Origin of the sequence: Rossellomorea arthrocnemi (genome assembly GCF_904424705.1) — a bacterium.
In the GTDB taxonomy this organism is placed as follows: domain Bacteria; phylum Bacillota; class Bacilli; order Bacillales; family Bacillaceae_B; genus Rossellomorea; species Rossellomorea arthrocnemi.
In genome coordinates, this window is sequence record NZ_CAJGBF010000011.1 from 62,798 (window position 1) to 87,509 (window position 24,712).

The window sequence follows — 24,712 nt, forward strand, 5'->3', positions numbered from 1 at the left end:
TAATTAGTAACCCGCTTGTAAATTGGTTCTCTCCTATTTGCTTAATTAATGTAGGGAAGGGAACGATATGTTTTTGAAGGGAATTCACCTTCAAATGTATGAATAACCATAATATTGTTTCCAAATAGTAACTCAAACGTCTCTTTAGCTAACTCCTCGCTAACACTTAAAATAGTAGCGTTCTTGAAATCCCCAGTTTCTTTTACGAATACAACCATACTATAAGTTTTAATCATAAAAATTCTCCTTTTTACTCGAATTTGTGAACTTAAATAGCTCTACATACTAAATAATAAATGCTGCAGATCACGTTGGCACTTCCAAGCGAAACTAGTATTTTAAAAAAACTTAGAAAAATATATTCAAACTAAATAATTTTTGGTATAAAATGTATAAAATTACATAAAGTTCTACTTATAACACTTTAATTTATCATGTCTTTAGGATATAATTCCTATATATACATATCACCTAGTACTAATATTTCTCCTATAAAATACGATACTAATAAAGATAGCTATCTTTGTTTTAGGGATATTTGTTGATTTTTTGAATAATAACCTCAATTATTTTATAACTTTGATAATTATTGTTGAATACCACAATTAATGTATATGAATTTGGGTATAGTTATAGTAAATAACAGTTCAAGGCGAGGGAAATGATATGTATTTATTAAACGAAAAGCGAAATATAAAGGGCGATAAATTTATGGCATTAGCTGAAAGAAGCTACTTTTTTAAGAGAACATATCATTATTTGGATGAAAGTAAAGCTATGGAGTTAGTTTATATTTTACGTAGCAATTGCATTGAAACCGATAGAGATATCTCAGAAAGAGCAGAACCAATTGAATACGATTCACGACATATTGATTTAAGTTCTCTTCCTAAAGATATTGCTACAGTAATCCATGAAAAAAAGAAATTTAGAGAACAATTTCTTTTAAAAAAGTCTGAAGTTGATTACCTTCAAGATAATTATAGTAATAATCTATTTGCTGTTAATAAGGAATTATTGGAACTTCTTAAAAATAATTAGAACGGTATTTATTTGAACATATTATTGAAACACCTGGTCCCCAATAGTATACTTAATTCATAAGTATTTTTTCTTTATTTTCTATTGGCGACCATTAAGATAAGGTCAGCGGTTTTTTTATTAAATTTGAACGTGTAGCCTCTGGGCTAAGGTTAATTACTCTCATGAGTATTTATTAAACCTTTGTCCAGGGGCTTTTTTGCGTTCATTGGAAAGATACTTAATAAACTGTAGGAAGGGTGTTTTGACATGTCAATATTGACGAAGTGTATGAGTCTTCTTTTAAAGAAGGAAGGTAACGTAAAGAGTGTAGAAAGGATAGGGTGTAATTGTTGTAAAAATGATTGTAAGGACATTTACTTTAAAGTTAAAGGACACAATTATTGTTGTGATGATTGTCTTTTGACTGGGGAAGGAGTGGACCTAACATGTTTAAGTTAACAACTTTTGCATCTGTTCATCCTGATAAACTTGGTGAAGCCTTAAAAGGTTTACACTTTGAACAAACAACTAAAGGCTTTGAGTGGAGACTCGACGGACATTCATTCTTAATTTCACCTTTTGGACCAAAAGGTGAATTTCAAGAATCATATGGCTATCGAGTCTTTTTTGATGGATTGATCGATGGAGGATTGTATCTATTCGAAATGAGTATGAGCTGTTTCAAACCCAATATTCAAGCAGTTGAATTTGATCTCGTACATCCGAATAAATACCAACAAGATTGGATCCACGAATTTAATAAGAGACCATCATTTGAGCCAGGTAGCTTAAATGGAATATTTACCAAAGGAAGTATAGGCATTTGCTGTTTACCGGTCCATACCGTAAACATCCAATTGAGAAAAAAGAGCAAGTACACAAAGCTTGCAGAGTTCTTAAGAGAGGTTGATTTGATAAGAGAAGAAATTACTCCTATTGAATATGACCTTTTCAATGATGGAGGTGTCGCGGTATGATTTTTGATTTCTATACTGATGATAACCAATTTACAGTAACCAAATCCGCTATTTCAAGAAATGGGGAGGTTATTGCTGAAGGAAATGTATTTGTATTTTACCTTATGCTGGGTTATCCAGCATGGTTTATTGTAAATGGAAATGCTTTCTGTCCTCCACAAACTGTTAGAACAAAACCAGTCACCAGTATTCTTCCACATTTTGAAGTATACGATGGCGAAATAAACCCGAAAAAACAAGTTTATGAAGTGAATTTTGAAGTTACTCAAGACGGCCGGACAATTTTTAAAAAGTATAGCTGTGTGACAGTTGATGAACTTCACGCAATTGAATTTATTCAAGCCAGCCATCCGACTGCAGTCATTTTAGATATTCAAATTCATAAATCTGTTGAACAGCAAGAAGGGTCTGGAGAGGGGATAAGACTATGTTTATAAAGAATTTGCCGTGCCTATATGATTGTAGCGGTCAAGATTATCAGTTGAGGAGGATCTGTTATGTCGGATAAAAAGATATCAAAAATTTATCGAAAATTAATGACAACGGATTCTGAATATAAGGCTTTTAACCTCGTTGATAATCTTGATCCCAAAGAGGCGAAAGCAGTTTTAATGAAAATAGTCATGAACTTAACAAAAGAGCAAAGTGGAGTGAAAATATGACATACATGGGGTTTACAGTTAATGATGATTGCTTAGTATCAGAGAAGGCTTCAATCACAAGAGAAGCACTTCCTCAATATATCCTAGAACACAAGGGCATGCCCGTGGTGTACTTATTAAATGAACATGGAGATTTGGAAATTACTCTAATGGGCGGGAAACTGAAACAAATTCGGAATCCTTTGCTATACAAAGAAATCAAGCAAGCGTTAAAGGCTAATTAAATACTTCCGACCCTTTCTAGCGGGGAGAATTATCAATCTTTACTCTCCTTGCTAGGTGGGGGAGTAATCGGGAGGAACATTATGAAGAAGAGACTAAATTTTAGGGAGTTATCAGAAACTCAGTTAGATTTTTTTAATCCGGCACCTGGTTATGCGGCTATTATCATGGAAGAATTCCTTCATCAAGGGTTATATTCTGAAATGAAAGAAGTTGCATCCAGGATGAAAGGAATTAAAAATGAATTTCATCGCCAATTAAAAGGATCAGATAACCGTAGACATGAAATGGAAGAGCATAATTTGGTCTGTAAATTTGTCCCTAAAAGCACCTATAAGGTTGATTATGAGGGATTAAATGAATATTTACATGACCATTATGGACTGCTATTACATGTTGCAAAGGTTGATCATACTGTTATTAAGGAAGATGAAGAGCTTTGTAATCAATTGGCAAATTATCAATTGCCACTATCCTTTTATATACAGCCTTCCTTTAATAAAAGTGGGAAGGAGCTCATAAGGCCTTCTGAAGAGACATTCGAAGGTGTTGAGACAGATATGTTGGCTAAAGGTTTAAATCGCCTTATACCGGTATCTGAATACTACGAGAATGCTTATGAGGAATTGAAAAGGGAAATGATGAAATGTTCGATTGTCAAAGATATTATTCATCAATATAAAGATCAATCCGAGGTTAAGCAGCTGAAAAAGTTACTGAAGCACAAGTATGGATCAGTAACTGTAATATCTAATAAACCACAATACGATATACAGAAAATTACTGAAGATTTCGGGCATGAGTTTCTTATTAAGCATAGTAAACCGGATTCTCAATTATTAGAAAGTATTATTTTAAATGGGTGGATCTCTGAAAAAGAGGTCAAACAATTTAAAACGATAATTGATATGCCGCTTGACTTTATTGTTATGAAACTTGATGTAGATAGAAGAGTCACTGCTATGTACCATGACCAGCGAATTCGTGCTTCTTTGAGGAAATCCAGTTAGAGAAAAATCAAATAATTATTAGACAAGGATATAGCTAGTCTAGCTGTATCCTTTTTTATTATTAAGGGAGGAATATAAATGTCATTTTATGATGTATTTAACAAAATCAAAAGAGAGTTAAAAGAATTATATCTTAGAGATGCCCGAGAGTGGGTAGTTGGTGTTTCATTCGGTAAAGACAGCACAATGATGCTTTTATTAATATGGGAAATGTTAGAAGGTTTATCGGAGTCTCAGCGTACCAAAAAGGTTCATGTTATTACTTCAAATACCGAGGTTGAAGAACCATACTTAGAACGTTACATCAAAAACTCTGTAAAAAGACTTACAGAGTCAGCTGAAAACAAAAAACTTCCAATTATTCCTCACTTGGTTACCCCATCAATGAAGAATAATTATTATTGGAATGTATTAGGAAAAGGAAATCCCCCGGTTAGCTATAAATCTAGATTTCGTTGGTGTTCATCAAAGCTAAAAATAAATCCCATTAATGATATTTTAGATTACATTATTAAAGACAGTGCGTTTAGATTAGGTGATCAATATGATATTTTATTACATTTAGGTGTAAGAGATTCTGAGAGTGCCTCTAGAACTGCTAGTATTAATAAATTTCAATTAGAAGATAAGTTTGCCAGGCACCAGTCTCGCTCGAATGTGCTGGTTTACCATACTATAAAGGAACTAAGTGGAAGTGAAATATGGGGTTATTTTTATGATTTTGAGGTATTCCCTTGGGGGACCCTTGTTTCAGAGTTACAAGAATTTTATCCTGAGAATATCTTTGAATGTTCCATTAAGACAGATGGAGAGCAAGGTAATTCATGCGGAAATGGGAGAAATGGGTGCTACGTATGCACCGCTGTAAAGGAAGATAAGATGATGAAAGATTTGGTAATAAAGGATCCTTCATTGCAGCCTTTATATGATTATAAACTCCTGTTAGCGGAAATACGCAATGATGCTCGTTACCGTATGCCACTTAAGCGGAAGGTCTTAAAAAAAGCCCATAAACGGTTAATTGAGGAAGACTTGAAGAAGAATCAATTAGACCTCTTGGATGATGGCTTACTCGATTACCATGGTAATCAGTTAACTCAGCAAAAGCAAGCAGAGTATGAGCACTTCGATCGTGCGGACGATGTGGAATATAGTCCAGGATCCTTTACAATTGAAGCGCGAATTTTACTGACTCGTAAGTTATTAGCAATTCAAGAACAAACAGGTTTCGAACTAATTGGAGCAAATGTTGTTGAGGCAATAATTAAAGTATGGCAGGAAGAAGGGTATAAAGTTACTCAAGAGCAGGTTACACCGCTGGATTGGCAATACGATGGTGCAATTGTGTTTGACGGTGAAGGTTCTTTAAATAAACAGGAAACAACCAACGAGAACCCTCAATATTGGGTCCATAGAGACTTCTCATTGGGAAGAGACGAACTTGTTGAGTACCTAGAACGAAAAGAACAAGAGACATGTCAATCGTTTTTTTACTATATTAATCATTGTGATATGGGAGAAGATGAAGCATTCGCATGGAATATTGCTTACTTCTTAGTTGCTGCTGATGATGTGGATAGTGAGAAAAAAGCTTTTAAAAAGATAGAAGAATGGCTTTATGAACCCCAGCCAACTGAAGAGATGGATTGGGATCGTTTTGCTACACGATACTATCAAAAGGCTGAAATATTAATGGAAGACCCCTATTATGATTTGCAAAAGCTTATTGAAATAAATAAGGTGTTAGTCACACTAGGCAAAGAGCCTGTTAAACCCTCACGAAGTTTAATAAAGATAGAGGAGAATTGTGAAGGGCAATTTACACTTGCAATATAGATCGTTTTTTTCAAAAGGGGAACTAAATTTATTTTAGTTCTTCTTTTTTCTATAATTAAAGATGGAGTATTGAGTAATTAAAGGATAAAGAGTATACTAAAAGTATATTACTTTACTCTTTATTCTTTTTTAGCAACCTTTATTTAGGTTAGCGGTTATTTATTAAACTATGAGCTCTTTGGAGCGTCTTATATACCTTTTTGAGGTATATTTACCAGACGTTTCGAAGGGCTCTTTTTGCGTTTATTCGCAAAAAAAACTTTCGAAAGGGTGTATTTGACAATGCAATTAGTTGAATTATTAAACAGGGAGAAAGATCTTGTAACAGAACATTTTTCAAAACCTACTGTGGTAACAAAAAGAAGCCGAATTAAAGCGGAAGTTATGTTTCGTGATGGAACACGCCGGTTTATTCGCTGTAAATCTTTACACAAAGATGAAGCGGTTCATGAGATTCTTCATTTTGTGGATTGTATGCAGCAAGCGACTGGTGATACTGTCGCTTGGAGATTCTTTAATGAAAAAAATTTCCATTTAGGAAGTAACTTAACAAAATCCTATTCAAAAAAATCTTTGAAGACGAAGATTAAGGCAGTAATGAATTATTTCTTTGAGCTAGAAGACTAATCGAAATTAGGTTGTATAAAAAGAGAGAGTAGTAATGTAAATAAAACAAATGGAGTGTTGAACATGAGTGGCATAAATTCTGTTGTATTAGTAGGGCGTTTAACAAAAGACCCAGAATTAAAATATACCCCAAGTGGAGTGGCAGTTGCTAGTTTTACTTTAGCGGTAAATCGCAATTTTACAAATCAAGCTGACGAAAAGGAAGCAGATTTTATTAATTGTGTAGTATGGCGTCGACCTGCTGAGAACGTTGCTAATTTCCTTAAGAAAGGAAGTATGGCTGGAGTGACAGGTCGAATTCAAACTCGTAATTTTGAAGGTCAGGATGGCCGCAGGGTTTTTATGACAGAAGTTGTTTGTGAATCTGTTCAATTCCTTGATCAAAAAACTTCAAATGATGGAGAAAGTGATCAAGGTAATCAGAGGAGAAACCAACGTACTAATAATAATCAAGGCGATCAAAATGGCCCGGGAAGAAATCAGAGTACTAATAACAATTGGTACCAGCAAGATTCTCACGGTGGTCAGCCGATTGATATATCGGACGATGACTTACCATTTTAAAAAAACGATGATTATGAATTAATGATATTAGAAAAGAGAGCATTTATGGATTTTCATCCGTAAATGCTTTTTTTATGTAAAGGAGTACCGCCAACATTTTGACACAAAACCCACTTTAAGACATTTTTTACCATATAAAAACCGATATCCTTTACTCTAAGGGTACCGGCTCTGGAGTTTATCGATCTAATGGTCTTAAAGAGTTGAGTCCTGTCATTTTTTTTATGTCAAAAGTATACTCTCCTAAGAAATTAATGTGTTCCCATCCTAATGGTGAAATATGTTTTATCATTTGCTCTCGTAGTATCCCTTTTTCACTTAGAACTTTTGTTGCTTCTGTGAGATAAACTGTATTCCATACAGTGATAGCATTAATGATGATATTTAATGCACTTGCACGTTGAAGCTGGTCTTGTAACGCTCTTTCCCTTAGTTCACCTCGTTTTCCAAAAAATAAGGCTCGTGCTAAGGCATTCATAGACTCCCCTTTGTTTAACCCTCGTTGAATTCGACGACGTATTGCTTCATTTGAAATATAGTCTAATATGAAGATTGTTTTTTCAATTCTACCCATTTCACGGAGTGCTGTAGCCAAACGATTTTGCCTTGAATAGGACCCCAACTTTCCCATAATGAGTGAACCAGAAACTTTCCCTTCCCGAATGGAGTGGGCTAGACGTAAAACATCATCATAGTTTTCTAGAATAACCTTTGTATTAATACGCCCTCGTAGTAATTTTTCTATTGTTGGAAACTCACCAGGTTTTTCTATTACATATAGTCGAGTATCAGACAGATCTCGAAGGCGAGGTGCAAAACGAAAACCAAGTAGATGGCTCAGTCCAAAAACTTGATCGGTATAACCAGCTGTGTCTGTATAATGTTCTTCAATATTCAATTCAGATTCATGATGCAGCAACCCATCTATCACATGAACTGCGTCACGAGCGTTGGTATTAATGACTTTTGTGTAGTAAGAAGAAAACTGATCACTTGTAAAGCGATAAATCGTAGCTCCTTTACCAGAACCATAATGAGGATTTGATTCTGCATGTAGAGAAGACACGCCAACTTGTACTCTCATACCATCTGAAGAGGAAGTACTTCCATCTCCCCAATATGAAGATAAAGCAAGCTGATGATGGAAATTCACAAGTGTTGCCTGAGCTTTATTCATCGCATCATCATAAAGACGCCACTGAGAAGCATGAGCCATTTGGTGATAGGTAATTCCGGGTGTAGCATCTGCCATCTTTGTTAAGCCAATATTTGTACCCAGCGCCATTATCGTGGCTAATAAGATCGACTTTTCCTCTCCTTTGGGAGGACGGCTTGAAGAAGCATGAATAAATTGTTCATCAAAACCTGTCCAACTTGCAACTTCCATTAGCAGATCTGTTAGTTTTATCCGTGGCAACATGCTGTATAGGGATGAACTAAACGTCTTGGCTTCTTCTGGAGTATCCTTTTCGAGACGGTCAATGCGAAATTTCCCCTTATTTATACTGACACCCTCTAGTTCATCAACGTTATCGGACATAGCTTGCAGCCGTTTTCGAAGAGAATCCATTCTTTCGGTCAAATATTCTTCAGCAGAACTGCCTACAGCAAGGCGATTATGATGTAATCCAGTTTCTAACCATTCTTCTTTTGGAATTAGATACTCTTCAAAATCTTTATGTTGTTTACTGCCTCGAACAGATACATCTCCAGATCGAATATGATTTCGTAATTCAGTTAATGCTGCCATTTCATAATAATGTCGATTGATACTTCCATCCTCGTCATATACGTGTTTCTGCCACCGGTTAGAGACAAATCCAAGAGGAGCTCCTTCTGGAACTTTTCGTTTACCTGAATCATTCATATTTTTAATAATATCTAGTGCTTCTATCAATGGTTTTGCTGATTGGGTCGATTGAAATTCTAGTGATTTAAGTAAGGTAGGCGTATATTTTCGAAGATAAAAAAATCGTCTTTCTAAAAGATCTAAATAATCATAGTCGATAGGACGTGATAATTGTTTGGCCTCTTCCACCGATGCAATCATTTTCTCCCAGGACATGACGGTTTCCAATGTAGTAAACGGATCCAATCCTTCATTTCTTGCCTTTATTAGTGCAGCACCGATGTCAGCAAACTGTATGATTTTTTCATTAATTGTTTTACCGTTTTGTCTCTGCATTTCTTCTTGGGCCTTACGGCCCTTTGACTGCAAGATCATAATTTGGCGATCGTGGATTTCAATGGCTTGATCAATTAAGTCTTGACTGAGATTTAAGAGATAAGCCACAAGAATGGCATATTTTTTAGACTCATTAAATCTTCGGAAGGAATGAGGTTCATATCGCGCACCTAAACGCGACAATTGAAGAAGCCTGTTCGGGTGTATGTCATTATAATCAATAGATAACTCAAGTTTTTTCACATACTCTAATCGTTCAATGACTTTTAAGAAGGCATCAGGTGAAGATTGTCCTGGGATTTCTTTTAACCAAGCAAGAGGTGTTTTTCCACTATCCAGAGTAGACTCCGTCATTAGGATCAAACTTTCCTTTTGCAAAGAGGATAGAGACCGCGATAATATCTTATATATTTTTTGTTCAGCTCGATGACGTGTTTGCCAAACCAGACGTTCAATAGTCGACATAGCTGGAAGAATAATTTTTCGCTTCCTCATTTCTTCGATAGCCGTCCTAATCAAATACATTGAGTTCTCATTTTCCATTGCATGGCTTAGTAAAGAAGAAGAGATGTTACGATATTCTCTTGTTGAGAAGTTCCTATAACCATATTCTTTCCGAATTTCAACCATATGTTCATGCTTAGTTTGTTCCCGTTCGGCATATGATTGAAATTCTAAGGGGTCAACCTTAATTTGATTGGCAATAAACCGTAAAACTGTCTTAGGTATTTCTTTAATATCCGATAATGTCCATCCCGGAAAGCGAAACAGACATAACTGAACGGCAAATCCAAGTCGATTATAGTCTCGTCTTCGACGTTTAATCACTTCTAAATCATGTGGTGATAAAGTGTAGGAGGTAGCTATTTCCCACTCGCTAATATCAGCTGGAATTGTCATGAAATCTATACGTTGTTCAGGTGTAAGTAGTTCTCTTGCTCTCAAATACAAGATAATGCCTCCTGTTCATTTCTATATACGTTCTATAGCTCGATACAACACAGATTTACTAACACCAGTCATATCTGAAATCTCTTTTATACTGTACTCCTTAGAAGCATGTAGTTTTAATGCTCGTTCTACTAATTTTGGATCCTTAATTGGTCTTCCGCCATTTCTACCTCTAATTCTTGCAGATTGTAACCCTGCTTTAGTACGTTCACTGATGATATCCCGTTCTAACTCAGCAATACTTGCCATGGTACGGAAGAAAAAACGTCCCATTGCAGTTGACGTATCAATGTTGTCACTTATAGAAACAAAATTCACTTTTCTTTCCTCAAAGGTTTCTGCTAATTCAATTAAGTGCTTGGTAGATCTTGAGATACGATCTAGTTTATAGACAACCACTGTATCTCCTTCACTTATTGCTTTTAAGAGTTGCTCTAATTCTAAACGCTCTTTTTTTGTGCCCGTCATTTTTTCCTTGTAGATAACAGCTGCACCAGCTTTTTGTAAGGCATCCATTTGTAATTCTAAATTTTGATCTTGAGTAGAAACTCGAGCATATCCAAAAATTTTCCCCATTCTATTCCCCTCCTGAAATTAATTATTCCCTAATACGAGGGTACCGTCAATTTTAGGGAATAAGTTAAAGGGAATAGTTTAGGGAATGGTAAACAGTTCAAAACTATGTAAATATAAGCGTGTAAAAAAATTCCCTAAAACGTTCGTTAATGGGAATTACTATTAGAAAAATTATTTTATGTTTTTCATTCAAATATTCACTTGAATATTAACCAAGGAAAGGTATATACTATATTCAAGTGAACACTTGAATATCAATGGGGTGATAATGTGAATAAGAAAGACACTTGTGAAATTTTTTGTTATGACGAGGAAAAGGTCAATCGAATACAAGGTGATTTAAAAACAATCGATATTGTTAGTGTTGCCCAAATGTTAAAAGCAATTGCAGATGAAAATAGGGCAAAGATTACCTATGCTTTGTGTCAAGATGAAGAGTTATGTGTGTGTGATATAGCAAATATTATTGGTATTACGGTGGCAAATGCTTCTCATCATTTAAGGACCCTTCATAAGCAGGGGATTGTAAGATATAGAAAAGAAGGAAAACTAGCGTTTTATTCGTTAGACGATGAACATATTAGACAAATAATGATGATTGTACTAGAACATAAGAAAGAAGTGAATGTCAATGTCTGATCAAAAGGCAATAACATCTGAACAAGAAATGAAGGCCTATCGTGTACAAGGTTTTACTTGCGCAAACTGCGCGGGTAAATTCGAAAAAAATGTAAAACAGCTATCTGGAGTTGAGGATGCAAAAGTAAATTTTGGTGCATCTAAAATTGCTGTTTATGGTAATGCAACGATAGAAGAACTAGAAAAAGCAGGTGCATTTGAGAATCTCAAAGTGACACCTGAAAAATCTGCTCGCCAAGCATCACAAGAGGTAAAAGAAGATACGAAAGAAGATAAAGTGCCGTTTTATAAAAAGCATAGTGCTCTACTTTATGCTTCCTTATTGATTGCCTTTGGTTATCTTTCCTCGTATGTGAATGGAGAAGAGAACATTGTTACTACCTTATTGTTTTTAGCATCCATGTTTATCGGAGGATTATCACTTTTTAAAGTTGGTTTGCAAAACTTACTACGTTTTGAATTTGATATGAAAACCCTTATGACAGTGGCTGTTATAGGTGGTGCTATTATTGGAGAATGGGCAGAAGTTGCCATTGTTGTTATTCTCTTTGCAATCAGTGAAGCACTTGAGCGATTCTCTATGGATAGAGCAAGACAATCGATTCGTTCATTAATGGATATCGCTCCTAAAGAGGCACTTGTTAGACGTAATGGACAAGAAATAATGATTCATGTTGATGATATTGCTGTTGGGGATATCATGATTGTAAAACCTGGTCAAAAGATTGCGATGGATGGTGTAGTTGTAAGTGGGTACTCTGCCGTTAACCAAGCAGCTATTACAGGTGAATCAGTCCCTGTTGAGAAAACGGTTGATAATGAAGTATTTGCAGGTACCTTAAATGAAGAAGGATTACTTGAAGTAGAAATAACGAAACTTGTAGAAGATACAACAATTTCTAAAATTATTCATCTTGTAGAGGAAGCACAAGGGGAACGTGCTCCTTCGCAAGCATTTGTTGATAAATTCGCAAAATATTACACACCGATCATTATGATCATTGCAGCATTAGTTGCTATAGTCCCTCCATTATTCTTTGATGGCAGTTGGGAAACATGGGTTTATCAAGGATTAGCTGTTCTTGTTGTTGGTTGTCCTTGTGCGTTGGTTATATCGACTCCTATTTCTATTGTTTCAGCGATTGGAAATGCTGCGAAAAAAGGGGTCCTTGTAAAAGGTGGAGTGTATTTAGAAGAAATGGGCGCCTTAAAGGCTATTGCATTCGATAAAACAGGAACATTAACAAAAGGGGTCCCAGCTGTAACTGATTATAATGTGTTGAACAAACAGATAAATGAAAAAGAATTACTATCCATTATTACTGCATTGGAGTATCGTTCTCAGCATCCTCTTGCTTCAGCCATCATGAAAAAAGCAGAAGAAGAAAACATTACTTATTCTGACGTACAGGTAGAGGATTTCTCTTCTATCACAGGAAAGGGTATAAAGGGTATCGTAAACGGGACGACTTATTATATCGGTAGCCCGAAACTCTTTAAGGAATTATTGACTAATGATTTCGATAAAGACTTAGAGCAAAATGTTACTACTCTTCAAAATCAAGGTAAGACAGCCATGATTATTGGAACCGAAAAAGAAATACTTGCAGTTATTGCAGTTGCTGATGAAGTTCGTGAGTCAAGTAAGGAAATTATTCAAAAGTTACATCAACTTGGCATCAAAAAAACAATTATGCTTACTGGTGATAACAAAGGTACTGCGAAAGCTATCGGAGGGCAGGTTGGAGTATCTGATATAGAGGCAGAATTAATGCCACAGGACAAATTAGACTTTATTAAACAGTTGAGATCCGAGTATGGCAACGTAGCAATGGTAGGAGATGGGGTCAATGATGCACCTGCATTGGCGGCCTCAACAGTTGGTATTGCAATGGGTGGAGCTGGTACAGACACAGCCTTAGAAACTGCAGACGTCGCTCTAATGGGAGACGATTTAAGAAAACTTCCATTCACTGTAAAACTTAGCCGGAAAACTCTTAATATAATCAAAGCTAACATTACTTTTGCAATTGCTATTAAATTTATTGCCTTACTATTGGTTATCCCAGGTTGGTTAACGCTCTGGATTGCCATTCTTTCCGATATGGGCGCAACCCTTCTAGTAGCTCTAAATGGTTTGCGACTAATGAGAGTGAAAGAATAAAGGGAAAAGTGCTAAAAAGGGCTCTTCCAGACAGATGGAAATTCCTTTTCTAAAATGGGCTCATTATTAGTACAACTTCTAAATATAATAAAAAATCAGTTAGTGAGTTGATGTAATTGACTTTAATTTTGAACGTTATTTCTGCAATAGGGGCATTTATAGTTACCAATATTGATGATATCTTTGTTTTGATGCTGCTATTTTCACAGGCAAAAGCACAGGTGAAAACGAGTGAAGGTTTAAAAGGTAACCAGACAAAGAATAAGTATATATCCCCTAAGGATATAATTATTGGACAATATCTAGGTTTTACCTTGTTAGTAGTAGTAAGTCTCTTAGGAACTTTTGGAGTTATGTTAATTCCAGAGAAATGGGTAGGATTACTTGGAGTAATTCCAATCTATTTAGGGATTATGTTGTTTATAAAGGGAGAAGATGAGGATGAAAATGCAATTCTTTCAAGTTTAAATTCTGGAAAGTATAATAGTGTCTTTTTAAGTGTAGCATTTATAACATTTGCTAATGGCGGAGATAACATTGGAATATACGTTCCTTTCTTCTCTACTTTAACCATGAACCAACTAGCAGTAACGGTTATTACTTTCTTTATTATGGTTGCAATTTGGTGTTTTATTGGATATCGATTGGCGGCTTTTAAACATGTCTCTGAAACCTTAGAGAATTACGGTAGGTGGATTATACCCATTGTCTTTATTGGTTTAGGAATCTATATCATGGTGGAGAACGAAACTTTCAGTGCCCTTTTGAGTTAAATAAATTATTAAAAAATAATCTTCAAAAGTCCCTCTAGTTAACAGTTGGGACTTTTGTTTTTCTTATTTACAAATAATGGAATACACCTTAACCAACTAACTATTTGATATAAGTAATTGCTTGTCTACCCAGTTGCACCCGTGCAGCTTCAAAGTCTGCTATTTTGGCCTTTTTATTCTTTGTGTTTGCTAGTGGATCATTAAAGTAAATATAGCATTGGTCATATCCTGTCACTAATACAGAGTGCAGCTTATGAAGCCCTATTAGATTACTTTGCAACACAGGGGCTAACTAACATTTCAATAGAAAAAACTGAGGAGTTACCACAAAGGAACCCTAAAAATGACAAGTACCAGCATGTTTGGATTGATTATCATGAATAACCAAATGGAAATATGTCTAGATTTAAACAGATAATAAAACGGCTAGAATAGTTACTAATAAGCCGATAATTCCTTAGCGTAGAGAATCATCGGCTTATTTTATGTCGAAATTTGCTTAGCGTGGGTTTTATGTCAAACTGTTGGTGGTACCCCTATATGCCACTTATAAAGAATGGGGAGAATTTCCTGAGGATGGTTATATTTCGTATGTTGATCCTGCCTCCGTCCAATCCAAAAACGCAGGATACTGTTTTGAACGCGCTGGGTTTGTCAGACAGCCAGTGAGGAGTCAAAGAGGATATATATGTTACAAAACTGAGATGGCTTCCTTAAAACTAATTCTAGAGGAAATGAGCATTATTCACCACTTAGAGTTTACATATCCTTGGCACTAAACAGTGGAGAATTTATGGAAGCCTACGAATTTCAAGAGGCGGCAGAAGAGATGTATCTTTGTTTATATGAAATCAAAAAGAAAATGAAAGACCGTAAATTAAAGGCATGGAGTCAAGTTAACCAACCTATATCAAAAAAAGACCTAGACCTAATTACTGACCCTTATTCAAACTGGATGGCGGACAAGGACTATTTTGAAAGTAGGGGAATTTATATAGATTGGCATGATGACTTGAGATTAGATTCGGAGGTAGAAGTATAATGAATAAACCAAGGACGGGTTTTACAAAATTAGGATTTTCTAAAAACAATTTTAGCGCATGTAGTAATTGGAATTCTTGTTCTATGGGTAAGCTATCTTGTGTTCTTGAAGAGATAGATCCAGAAGCTAAAGAATAATGTAACTGTTATCAAAGACACCATAAAGATAAAGTAATTAATCAAGAACCCGTATTCAAATTTAAAAACGAAGAACATTTTGTATCAGCTATATATACGGCGAATAAAAGCACATCAGAGCTTCAGAATAATGAATCATGTATTCTGAAACCCACAAGAAACATTTCCGCTTGTACCGCGAATGTTTATTCTTTAAATGGATGCTATAAAGGACGATTTCACCTAACAGATTTTCAAATAGAAGAACCAATTTCAGAAAAGGAAATTGAATTACTAAAAAATCAAAAATTGAGTGTTAATCTTGAAGTGGAAGTATTAGAACCATTGAATATTGAACAACTATCATTATTTTAAATTAAACAAGTTGTGTCCAATTGGACCAACTTGTTTTTTCACACCACAAAGAGCCCTTTTCTCGTCAGAAAGGACTCTGAATACCTCAACCGGTGTGCCGCTACGTTACATACTCTATATGTACCTTTCGCTGGCGATATTGGTATTCCATCAGCTCGAGCTTAGTTTGTGGGTGAAACAGGAGACAGCAGGCTTGCCGGCAATTTAAAGATCTACCACTCCTAATATTAATATCTCTAAAAATCTCATTTTTTATACATACAAAACTGACATTTCTTCTTATAATCTATGACAATTAAAGATATATTTTATGACAATCGTTATTATATAAATATGATTTACATCTGTTTATGTCATTGTTAGTTATAATTTAGATGAAACAATTTTTATTATTCTATGGTTTTAGTAATATGACATTGATATAATAAATTTATATTCACTTTCTTTTTTCTTTTTCTATTGCAACCTTCATGGTTAGCGGTTAACTATTAAATGTTAGAGCCTATGCGGTTCATGGATTATCTTCCATGCTCCACATGGGCTCTTTTTGCTTTTTTGGAGAAGGATTGGGACATATATTAAACATTGTTTGATTAAGACCATTACCAAGGCTGACCCTTGATAATGGTCTTTTTCTATTTATTTATCAAACTTTTTGAAAGGGTGTTTTGGCATGTTAACAAAAAATAAATTGTATTCGAGGAATGATGTAGAAGTAATTGGATTTGAAGAATGTAATGAAAAAGAAGTTAACGACTTAATGCTGAAAAAAGGTTTATTGGCGTTAACTTTTAAAGGGAAGCACTACGTATTCATGCCGGTGGGATTAGAAATGCTTCAGTTTGCATTTGACTATGATGGATTGAAACAACTAGTCAACACAGTGATCAATTGTACTCAGGTTCCATTTAAATATTTTGAATGGAACTCACTACTATTGCTGAATGTTTCCTTTAGCGAAGATGGCTTACAAGAGTTTGCATTCTATAAAAAAGATGATCAGACGGAGAAGTATTATAAATTTGAAAGTTACACCATTTCATGGATGACAGAGGATAGACTCAGTAGCCTACTTGTAAGTGCTGATCACTCGCCCATCCATCAAATAGAAGGGCTTGCTGGAGGCATTCCTTTACGAGAATGGAATGGTCCAGGTTCCCACATTTTCACTTTCGAACAATTTAATAATTTTAAAAAAGAATTTAGCGAGTTTATTTCAACTTATTAATTTATAGGAGGACAAAAAATGTTAATTAAAGAGGAGTTAATACGTTTTAGTGTAATTTCAATGAATAATGATGAAAAAGAGTTGGCTTCTGATCTTAATTTGTACCAGGTTAGAGACTACATCGGGGACTTATTATGTTCGAGTCCTTTATCATTCCATCCGGTCCTACAAGAATACTGGAATGAAGATGAAGTCTTTTTAGAAATCTTCATGCATTCAGACAACTGGGAGGATGAAGAAATTATTCAGGAATACAATAAACAAATCACTAAATGTGAGGAATTGGGATTTGCAGACTTAGACGATGCTGCAGCAACTCGAAACATTCTGAATTATTTGCAGGTGAAGATTGTTCAAACAATCCCTAACTGGAAAGAGAGCGTAAGTGAAAGTTTCTTTAGTCACCATATACTTATTCCTCAATTTGATGAACCTAAGTACCATGTATTAAGGAATCCAGATGGAGATGGTTGGGTAATTGGTGAGTTTTACACGTTTACTGGAGAATATGTGCCTTTAGAAGAAGGCGTAGAGGAAGAAAAGCTTACTTTCTCAACACAAATTGAGGCAATGAATTATGTTGATATTAAGTTGGAAAAGGAAGAAAAGTAATCTTATAAAACTAATAAGGGAGGATAGAGCCCCTCTAGCGACTTAGAAGGGCCCTCTGTCCTTCTTTTGCTATGGGTGTATCTATATGTCTATTAATAAAGAACTTTACGAATATGCACGAAGTTTAGCGGTTCCACTGCCATCTGGAATACCATCATTTGATGAATATGATGAATTTCATATTAATACGTCTGGAGGCAAGGATTCTTGGGCAATGATGGTCTTATTACTATTTGGATATAAATTGCCTAAAGAAAAAATTAAATTAGTCCATTTTCGGGTGGATGGGGATCCTAAATATAATCCAGCCTTCTTCGACTACAAAGAGACAGATTCTTACATTGAAGAAGTAGCAAAAATGTTCAATTTAGAATTGATCTTTTTACACTCCGATAAGGGGCTTAAGCAGAGAGTAATGGAAAGAGGTATGTGGCCGGGTCCAAATTCACAATATTGTACAAGTTCGCTCAAGAGAGATGTCTATAGTAAGTGGGCTAGAAGAAGGGGACCTGGAAGATATTTATGCCTTTCTGGAGAGCGTGCCGCTGAGAGTAGTCGCCGTGCTAAAAATTTGGCTAAGGAGAATTTTAAACCTTATAAAACCGCTACTGCTGTGACTAAAAAACGTCTAGTTGACTGGTATCGCCCTATTTTTCATTTGAGTACTGACCAAGTATTGAGACTAATGGAATTAGCAGGAATCGATCTTCACCCTTGTTATACCAAATATAAGGTGAGCAGATGTTCTTGTAAGTTTTGTATTTTTCTTTCTCCAAAGGAAATGCTTTCAATTTCTAAACATCATCCTGAGGAATTTGCTAAGCTTGTTCAAATGGAGAAAGATATGGGCCATACGATGCGGTATGAAAAGGGAAAACCCATTTCCCTTCTGGATTTTATTAAAAAGGCAGAATCTGAATATGAACAAATTGACTTATTATCAATGCCTTGTGGGGGATTCTAAATAACAAATTAAGCAGAGTGGGAGTTATTGCTAAGCAATAACTCTCTTTTTCATTAATGAAAAGGGAGAAAAGCTATGATAAAACAATACGAGTTAAAGGCAAGAACAGAGGAAAGAAGGTTTATAAGGTACCTTCAGAAGCAAGGATACTTTCACACTGTTCAAGGTAGGATTAATTATTTCGTGAACTTATCGCAGGAGTATCTTGTAATAAAGACAAGCGTTGGAAGAAGTGATATTCAAATTTCACGAAAACAATTAAGAAAATCTATCCACTTTGTATGGTTTAATCGTACAGCTATTAGAAATGACTTGCAGAGATTCACAAAATACACTTCTGCATTATTAGGAATACTTTTTGAAGTATTTAAAGAACAGGCCCTGGTAAAGCGGTTAAAGAATGGATTGTTACGGTTATCGTTAAACAGTCTGCGTTTTTTTGCTTCAGGAGCTGAAAGGGATCCTGCAATAAGAAATCTGATCAAAGCAGCAGGGGGAAACTTTCTTCTATTAAATTATTTTCATATTCGCCATCAAAAAAACTGGAGTAGAATCCTAGAAGATGATGACTATTATTGTCTGATAGATAGTGGGGCCTTCAGTGTGTATAACCAAAAACGAAAAAATCGCACAGAGGCTGATTGTAAATTTTCATAAATAGACGGAATTCAGTCGTATTTCTCCGGATTATTTTTCATGAATAAACGGAATTCATGCATACTTCTCAGGAATGTTTCATAAATCATTCGAGACAAAGACCTAAGAGAAAAAAATCTTAGGTCTTTTCTAGAGGAAGGTTTTATAATGCATAGATTATTATTAAGTCCTAAGCCGTTTAAGGATGAAAGCTTAAGAGGGTATATACTAAGATTAACTAGTCTTAATTGTTATCGAACCATAAATTGGATATATGAAAAATCGAATTTTCATAACGGGTCTAATACTAACTTGAGTTTTATAACAGAAGAAGTTGATCTGGGGAATTTATCATTAATAAGTAATAATTCAATAGAAGAATTAAAATCATTAACTTTTTATTACCATTTCGGCGTGTATTATTTTACAGATCCTCTTGAATTAATCTCAATGCAAAAATGGCATGTTTTATCATCCAGAACTAGAATTTGCCCTAAGTGTTTAACTGAAGAACTCTATTATAGAAAAGTTTGGGACTTATTCTTTTATACTTGTTGTTCTAAACATAGCATACTACTAGTAGAAGAATGTCCAAAATGTAAAAAAAAAAATTAGGAATTTCAAAAAAGGTTCAAAGTTAGATTTATGTGATTGTGGGTTTTATCTAAGAAAATCTAATACCATTACTGTTTCTAAAGGTGACATAATTCTTAGTAACTTAATTCACTCTAAATTAGCAAATTTTAATGAACCATCTTCAACTGGTAATCCGCTTTATGAACTTGAACTAAGAGAGATTCTTTTTATATTAAAATATTTCTGCCTCCAAAGTCTTAAGTATGGTGCCCACCAAGAACCAATAAAATTCACAACTCAAATATCAATACGAATTCTTCAAGAAAATTTAATTTGCGTTTTTAATATATTTAACGATTGGCCAAACAATCTGTATTCATTTCTAGAAGAATACAGAAAAATACCAAAGGCCCAAAGGTTGTCGGGAATAAAACAAGAGTTTGGGAATTTTAATCGTGAAATCAATGTTCATTTTAGTAAACCAAAATATTTATTTATCAAACAAGGAGTTGAAAACTATTTTCTGGAGTATTGGAATGGGGGACACTTAAAAAGGTTTAAAAATGCTGAAGATAAATTATATATTACTGCTGAGGAAACAAGGCAGATTCTAAAGATTGATTATAAAAAATTAGTGAATTTATTAGGTCTGGTGAGATTGAGGGGGTAATAAAGGAAAGGAACGAAAAAAAACTAATTTTAGTAAATAGAAAGAGTTTGGAAACCTTCATAAAAAATAAAGATAAAAGTTTATCTATAAATAAAACTGCATACGAGCTTGGAATACCGGCATATGTAACTAAACAATTATGTGACTTGTCAATATTAATTAATGATAATTCTCCCTGTACTAATAGCCATATTGCAAGAATAAGCAAATGCAGCGTAGATGGCATAAAAAAACAAATTAAAATTAATTCTAAAAAGATTATCAAAGGAGATAATGAAAAAAATTTACTTTCGTATAATGAAGCACTAAAAATGTTTCGTGGGAGTCATATAAAATTCATAACACAAATACTTGAAAACAAATTGCAGCCCATCTCAATTGATGAGGTTGAAAGAATATCATCATATTACTTTGATAAAAATGATATATCCAAACTTAATTCAAAAACTTATAATCAAAAGAGATTAAAATGAAATTTTTGTTGTACTAACTTTTCAGTTTGATATTAGTCAATATACCAACTAAAGCAACTTTTAATGTTTTTGAAATTTTAGTTATTTCGTTAATTTTACTTTCATTATAGTTGGAGAAGCTCTTACCATGTCCGGCTTTTTTAGTTTTAAAAGATACTAACTGACTAACAGATTCCTTGGGATAGCAGAATAACGTGCTTTGGTAAACGTTAATTGTAAATAATATGTTTTAATGAACAGCTGTAAGTGATTGGTTGAAGAATCTCAATTTTCCTCGATCATATTTATAAATTTTTTTCTTAATGACAAACTAGACTTGGTCAATAAAATAATAACAACAAAAATATTTCAAAAAGGGGAACCTTAAATCATGAATCACATGAGAGAAGGTAACTGCCCCCAAGAGTGCTAAAGCTGCTGAAACAGAAAGAAGTGGAGAGCGTAATACTAATACATGGCTGAGGTGAGTGTCACAATGTACTTGGGCTGTATGCTCGTAGTTTAGAGGAAAATGCATTAATACAGTTATGGTTACTCTTCTTCCAGAAGTATCACAAAAGGCAAAGATACCAATGTCACTGCACGTTCCATTTAAACTTGGCCGGCCGTGAGGAGAACCTTTTGATTACGCCACTAGGGAAAAAGTAGCTAAGCAGCTTCTCCTTCTGGCTGAAAAAAAGCTGGAATGATAGAAAAATACGTAGAATAGGTGAGCGAAATCGATAAAATTTATGATGTTATTGTAGTTGGGGGTGGCCAAGCCGGGCTGTCGCTAGGATATCATTTAAAAGCTTTGAACCTTAACTATATTATTCTGGATGAAAGTAAAAGAGTTGGAGATTCATGGAGAAATCGATATGACTCTCTGGTTTTGTTCACTCCCAGGGAGTACAGTGCCTTACCAGGGAAAAAAATTACTGGGGATCCTGACGGCTTTCCCAGTAAAGATGAAATAGCTGATTATTTGGAGGATTACGCAGAAGAATTCCAATTGAATATTCAGTTAAACTCAAGCGTAAACAGCATAAAAAAGGAATCTGATTTTTATCAGGTGATGACAGGTGATAAGCGCTACATAGTGTCCCGCACTGTTGTAACGGCAATCGGACCATTTCAAAAACCATTTATTCCAAATATATCTCAAAAGGCTGCTCCGAATATTCAGCAGCTGCATACTTCGGAGTATACTAACCCCTCACAAATAAAAGGGTCTAACGTGCTAATAGTAGGTGCAGGTAACTCAGGTGTCCAAATAGCGATAGAACTTTCGGAGAATTTCCAAACAACCCTTTCTGTGGGGAAATATATGAAGATAGTTCCGAGTATCATTCTTGGGAAAAGTTTGTTTTGGTGGTTTGACAAGCTAAGGATTGCAAGAGCTACTAAGGATTCCTTTATAGGAAGGATTTTAAGAAAAAATGATCCGATAATTGGTAAAGAAATCAGACCATATCTAAAACATGATCAAATAAGGACTAAACCGCGGACGGTTGATTTTGAAGGAGAAGCAGCCATTTTTAGTAATGACGAAACTTTGAATCCTGATTGCATCTTATGGGCTACAGGTTACAGGGATGACTATTCAATGGTAGACATACCAGAACTCTTCAAAGATCGGTCCATCCCTCATGATAGGGGAGTAACAAATGTTGAGGGATTCTATCTTTTAGGACGTTCATGGCAATACCGAAGAGGATCTGCACTGCTGTTGGGAGTGGGAAAGGATGCAGAATTTATTGCAAATAAAATTAAATCAAAGATGGAGTCTAAAAAAACTTTATACTAAGAATGTCCAAATGAATTCTGTATTAAGCTCTTAATGTGTTCATCAACTAGATAATAATAAACAAGTTTTCCTTCTTTTCGGTATTGAGCTAAGCCCAGGTTTCTTAATAATCTTAAGTGATGAGAAGCAGTGGCTATAGAAGAGCCTACTATGTTTGCAACATCGCAAACACAAAGTTCTTTTTCCAGCGAGAGTGCATAGGCAATTTTTAAACGTGTATCATCTGAAAGAACTTTAAACATTTGAGCAGTATTCAAGGTATTTTGCTTTTCTATTTTTTTCTTTATTAAGGATACTTTTTCACTATCTATACAAGTAATTTCACATATATCTGTGTTTTTCAATTCAGTCACCTCATAGTAATAATAGAACTATCTACATTGTATCACGGTTCCCGTTCCAACAGAATCTGGTAATCTAAGTCGTGTATTTCAGCACATATAAAAAGGGAAGGGGACTCATTTTATAGAATGAATCCCCTTCCCTTTTTTAAAAGTCACTAAGTTCCTTTCATCTTTATTAAATGTCTGGAATGTCACGGAGTTAGTAAATTGTAATAAATTCTACATGGATGCCTAGAATCCCGTAAAACCGCCAAATAAATAGTTCGTAAGAAAAGAAATGATGGGATTCATCCAATTAAAGTATAAAATGATTCCCATAAAGATCATTAAGTACCCGCCGCTTTTCATGATTCTTGCACTATACTTATTGATCCACTTTGCTTTCCCGAGGAAAAAGCTTAGCACAAAGAACGGGACGGCAAAGCCAAGAATGTACCACGCCATAAAGAACAACCCTGCATTAGGGTCTGTAACACCAAGAGAAATGACTGCCGCCAGGATGGGACCTGTACAAGGGGTCCATCCGGCAGCAAAACCGATACCGATTAACATCGTGCCCAAATAACCAGATGGCCGCCTCTTGAATTGAATCCTTTTGTCTTTCATCAAAAAATTGAATTTAAGGAGACCTGATACCACCAATCCGAAAAATACGATGAGTATAGCCCCAATCTGGCGGAGCAACTCTTTGTTCAGTATGAAAAAATTCCCGATGAAAGATCCAGACACTCCTAAGAATATGAAGATGATAGAAAAACCGATCAAAAAGAAAACCGTGTGTAAAATGGCTTTTTGCTGCATTCCTTTGCGGTTATTCAATTCATCTATGGACATACCTGTTATATACGATAAAAAAGCTGGGTAGATGGGGAGCGTGCATGGTGATAGAAAAGATAGCAAGCCTGCCCCGAAAGCGAATAATATGTTTAATTCTTGCACAATTTCAATCCTCCTTTATTGTTCTGGCTTGATCATATTCATATAATCATGAATGTCTTGCTGTGACATACTTCCCGTAATTACTTTTAATACTTTTCCTTCAGGGTTTATAAGGAATGTCGTCGGGATGGGTCCTATTCCATATGTGTCAATTAAATCACGATTTCGATCCATTGGAAAAGTGAAGCTCAGACCATGTTTATTAACGAATTTGTTGACAAGGAAATCAGACTCTCCGATATTAACTGCTAACGTTTCAACGCCTTTATCCTTAAATTGTTGGTAGCTCTTTTCCATGTATGGCATTTCTTTTTCACACGGTTTGCACCAAGTGCCCCAGAAGTTCAGAAATACACCTTTCCCTCTATAATCACTTAATTGAACTGTATCACCGTCTAACGTTTCTAATTTAAAACCGGGTGCCATGTCCCCTTCCCCTATGATAGCTCGATCTTTCGTAGCATTTAGATAGAGTGTATAGACTACAGCAGAGATCAATACAAGTAAAATGCCCGTCCGTACCAATCTTCTCTTGCTTTTTTTCATTGTTTTCCCTCACAGTTTCTAGTAGAATATGTTTGAATCTAATATATATTTGAATGTACATTTAAATTAACAGTTTAGTTTATTTCGGGCAATAGAAGGGCAAGGCATTTTTACGGAGTTCAGAAGATTGTTGAAATTCTGTAATAATTGTGGTTCTTGAGGATTCTGACAGCTGATATGATGAAGCTAGTTTTAA

27 protein-coding genes and 1 pseudogene are annotated in these 24,712 nt (G+C 35.0%); 21 read left to right on the forward strand and 7 right to left on the reverse strand.

What is annotated here, in order from left to right; genetic code table 11:
* Window positions 1–41: 41 nt before the first annotated feature.
* A complete protein-coding gene (locus tag BAA9072_RS15080) occupies window positions 42–236 on the reverse strand; it encodes a hypothetical protein (protein ID WP_201715514.1) in 195 nt (64 codons plus the stop codon).
* 430 nt (window positions 237–666) lie between these two features.
* Between BAA9072_RS15080 and BAA9072_RS15085 the strand changes: the two genes are divergently transcribed.
* From BAA9072_RS15085 to ssb, 9 genes are all read left to right on the forward strand, one after another.
* Window positions 667–1,041: a hypothetical protein gene (locus BAA9072_RS15085; protein WP_201715515.1), complete on the forward strand. Its 375-nt coding sequence runs from the start codon at window positions 667–669 to the stop codon at window positions 1,039–1,041.
* 428 nt (window positions 1,042–1,469) lie between these two features.
* Entirely contained in the window at window positions 1,470–2,000 is a 531-nt protein-coding gene (locus BAA9072_RS15090) for a hypothetical protein (protein ID WP_201715516.1), read from the forward strand.
* Window positions 1,997–2,437 carry a hypothetical protein gene (locus BAA9072_RS15095; RefSeq protein WP_201715517.1) on the forward strand — a complete coding sequence of 147 codons (441 nt, stop codon included), beginning with the start codon at window positions 1,997–1,999 and terminating at the stop codon, window positions 2,435–2,437. Before BAA9072_RS15090 ends, BAA9072_RS15095 begins: the two co-directional genes overlap by 4 nt.
* A gap of 60 nt (window positions 2,438–2,497) precedes the next feature.
* Window positions 2,498–2,662, forward strand: a complete 165-nt coding sequence (locus BAA9072_RS15100; protein WP_201715518.1) for a hypothetical protein — start codon at window positions 2,498–2,500, stop codon at window positions 2,660–2,662.
* Complete coding sequence (locus BAA9072_RS15105; protein WP_201715519.1) at window positions 2,659–2,886, forward strand: hypothetical protein; 228 nt, start codon at window positions 2,659–2,661, stop codon at window positions 2,884–2,886. Before BAA9072_RS15100 ends, BAA9072_RS15105 begins: the two co-directional genes overlap by 4 nt.
* A gap of 81 nt (window positions 2,887–2,967) precedes the next feature.
* Window positions 2,968–3,894, forward strand: a complete 927-nt coding sequence (locus BAA9072_RS15110; protein ID WP_201715520.1) for a hypothetical protein — start codon at window positions 2,968–2,970, stop codon at window positions 3,892–3,894.
* A gap of 78 nt (window positions 3,895–3,972) precedes the next feature.
* Window positions 3,973–5,730: an adenine nucleotide alpha hydrolase family protein gene (locus BAA9072_RS15115; protein ID WP_201715521.1), complete on the forward strand. Its 1,758-nt coding sequence runs from the start codon at window positions 3,973–3,975 to the stop codon at window positions 5,728–5,730.
* 282 nt (window positions 5,731–6,012) lie between these two features.
* Complete coding sequence (locus BAA9072_RS15120; RefSeq protein WP_201715522.1) at window positions 6,013–6,357, forward strand: DUF6018 family natural product bioysynthesis protein; 345 nt, start codon at window positions 6,013–6,015, stop codon at window positions 6,355–6,357.
* 63 nt (window positions 6,358–6,420) lie between these two features.
* Window positions 6,421–6,921 carry a single-stranded DNA-binding protein gene (ssb, locus tag BAA9072_RS15125; RefSeq protein ID WP_201715523.1) on the forward strand — a complete coding sequence of 167 codons (501 nt, stop codon included), beginning with the start codon at window positions 6,421–6,423 and terminating at the stop codon, window positions 6,919–6,921.
* 178 nt (window positions 6,922–7,099) lie between these two features.
* Here ssb and BAA9072_RS15130 read toward each other — a convergent pair whose 3' ends face one another.
* Together BAA9072_RS15130 and BAA9072_RS15135 are read right to left on the reverse strand one after the other, a co-directional pair.
* Window positions 7,100–10,057 (reverse strand): Tn3 family transposase, encoded by a 2,958-nt coding sequence (locus BAA9072_RS15130; RefSeq protein WP_201715524.1) that lies wholly within the window; start codon window positions 10,055–10,057, stop codon window positions 7,100–7,102.
* A 21-nt stretch (window positions 10,058–10,078) separates the two neighbouring features.
* Window positions 10,079–10,633 carry a recombinase family protein gene (locus BAA9072_RS15135; RefSeq protein WP_017154440.1) on the reverse strand — a complete coding sequence of 185 codons (555 nt, stop codon included), beginning with the start codon at window positions 10,631–10,633 and terminating at the stop codon, window positions 10,079–10,081.
* Window positions 10,634–10,903: 270 nt separating this feature from the next.
* Here BAA9072_RS15135 and cadC point away from each other — a divergent pair, with 270 nt between their 5' ends.
* From cadC to BAA9072_RS15150, 3 genes are all read left to right on the forward strand, one after another.
* A complete protein-coding gene (gene cadC / locus BAA9072_RS15140) occupies window positions 10,904–11,272 on the forward strand; it encodes a Cd(II)-sensing metalloregulatory transcriptional repressor CadC (protein ID WP_003322301.1) in 369 nt (122 codons plus the stop codon).
* Window positions 11,265–13,436, forward strand: a complete 2,172-nt coding sequence (locus BAA9072_RS15145; RefSeq protein ID WP_201715525.1) for a heavy metal translocating P-type ATPase — start codon at window positions 11,265–11,267, stop codon at window positions 13,434–13,436. Before cadC ends, BAA9072_RS15145 begins: the two co-directional genes overlap by 8 nt.
* Window positions 13,437–13,552: 116 nt before the next feature.
* Complete coding sequence (locus BAA9072_RS15150; protein ID WP_201715526.1) at window positions 13,553–14,209, forward strand: CadD family cadmium resistance transporter; 657 nt, start codon at window positions 13,553–13,555, stop codon at window positions 14,207–14,209.
* Window positions 14,210–14,309: 100 nt separating this feature from the next.
* Here BAA9072_RS15150 and BAA9072_RS24775 read toward each other — a convergent pair.
* Window positions 14,310–14,465: pseudogene (locus tag BAA9072_RS24775) on the reverse strand (C39 family peptidase); the annotation flags it as partial.
* Between the two features lie 537 nt (window positions 14,466–15,002).
* Here BAA9072_RS24775 and BAA9072_RS15155 point away from each other — a divergent pair.
* The 9 genes from BAA9072_RS15155 (at window position 15,003) to BAA9072_RS15195 (ending at window position 22,687) form a co-directional block, all read left to right on the forward strand.
* Window positions 15,003–15,251 (forward strand): hypothetical protein, encoded by a 249-nt coding sequence (locus tag BAA9072_RS15155; RefSeq protein WP_201715527.1) that lies wholly within the window; start codon window positions 15,003–15,005, stop codon window positions 15,249–15,251.
* 1,164 nt (window positions 15,252–16,415) lie between these two features.
* A complete protein-coding gene (locus tag BAA9072_RS15160) occupies window positions 16,416–16,970 on the forward strand; it encodes a hypothetical protein (protein ID WP_201715528.1) in 555 nt (184 codons plus the stop codon).
* 18 nt (window positions 16,971–16,988) lie between these two features.
* The gene (locus BAA9072_RS24295) at window positions 16,989–17,582 is read left to right on the forward strand and encodes a hypothetical protein (protein WP_230980887.1); all 594 of its coding nucleotides are present in this window, start codon (window positions 16,989–16,991) and stop codon (window positions 17,580–17,582) included.
* A gap of 85 nt (window positions 17,583–17,667) precedes the next feature.
* Window positions 17,668–18,546, forward strand: coding sequence for a phosphoadenosine phosphosulfate reductase domain-containing protein (locus BAA9072_RS15170; protein WP_201715529.1), 879 nt, complete (start codon window positions 17,668–17,670; stop codon window positions 18,544–18,546).
* A 75-nt stretch (window positions 18,547–18,621) separates the two neighbouring features.
* Window positions 18,622–19,203 carry a hypothetical protein gene (locus BAA9072_RS15175; RefSeq protein ID WP_201715530.1) on the forward strand — a complete coding sequence of 194 codons (582 nt, stop codon included), beginning with the start codon at window positions 18,622–18,624 and terminating at the stop codon, window positions 19,201–19,203.
* Window positions 19,204–19,350: 147 nt separating this feature from the next.
* Window positions 19,351–19,797: a TniQ family protein gene (locus BAA9072_RS24700; protein WP_201715531.1), complete on the forward strand. Its 447-nt coding sequence runs from the start codon at window positions 19,351–19,353 to the stop codon at window positions 19,795–19,797.
* A gap of 379 nt (window positions 19,798–20,176) precedes the next feature.
* Window positions 20,177–20,428, forward strand: a complete 252-nt coding sequence (locus BAA9072_RS15185) for a hypothetical protein (protein ID WP_201715532.1) — start codon at window positions 20,177–20,179, stop codon at window positions 20,426–20,428.
* Between the two features lie 47 nt (window positions 20,429–20,475).
* Window positions 20,476–20,901, forward strand: coding sequence for a hypothetical protein (locus tag BAA9072_RS15190; RefSeq protein WP_201715533.1), 426 nt, complete (start codon window positions 20,476–20,478; stop codon window positions 20,899–20,901).
* 709 nt (window positions 20,902–21,610) lie between these two features.
* Window positions 21,611–22,687 (forward strand): flavin-containing monooxygenase, encoded by a 1,077-nt coding sequence (locus tag BAA9072_RS15195; protein ID WP_230980888.1) that lies wholly within the window; start codon window positions 21,611–21,613, stop codon window positions 22,685–22,687.
* Here BAA9072_RS15195 and BAA9072_RS15200 read toward each other — a convergent pair.
* From BAA9072_RS15200 to resA, 3 genes are all read right to left on the reverse strand, one after another.
* Entirely contained in the window at window positions 22,684–23,031 is a 348-nt protein-coding gene (locus BAA9072_RS15200; protein WP_230980889.1) for an ArsR/SmtB family transcription factor, read from the reverse strand. The genes BAA9072_RS15195 and BAA9072_RS15200 overlap by 4 nt on opposite strands.
* Before the next feature lie 231 nt (window positions 23,032–23,262).
* On the reverse strand, window positions 23,263–23,970 hold the full coding sequence (locus tag BAA9072_RS15205) for a cytochrome c biogenesis CcdA family protein (protein ID WP_201715534.1): 708 nt from the start codon (window positions 23,968–23,970) through the stop codon (window positions 23,263–23,265).
* A 15-nt stretch (window positions 23,971–23,985) separates the two neighbouring features.
* Entirely contained in the window at window positions 23,986–24,516 is a 531-nt protein-coding gene (gene resA, locus BAA9072_RS15210; protein ID WP_201715535.1) for a thiol-disulfide oxidoreductase ResA, read from the reverse strand.
* Window positions 24,517–24,712: the final 196 nt, after the last annotated feature.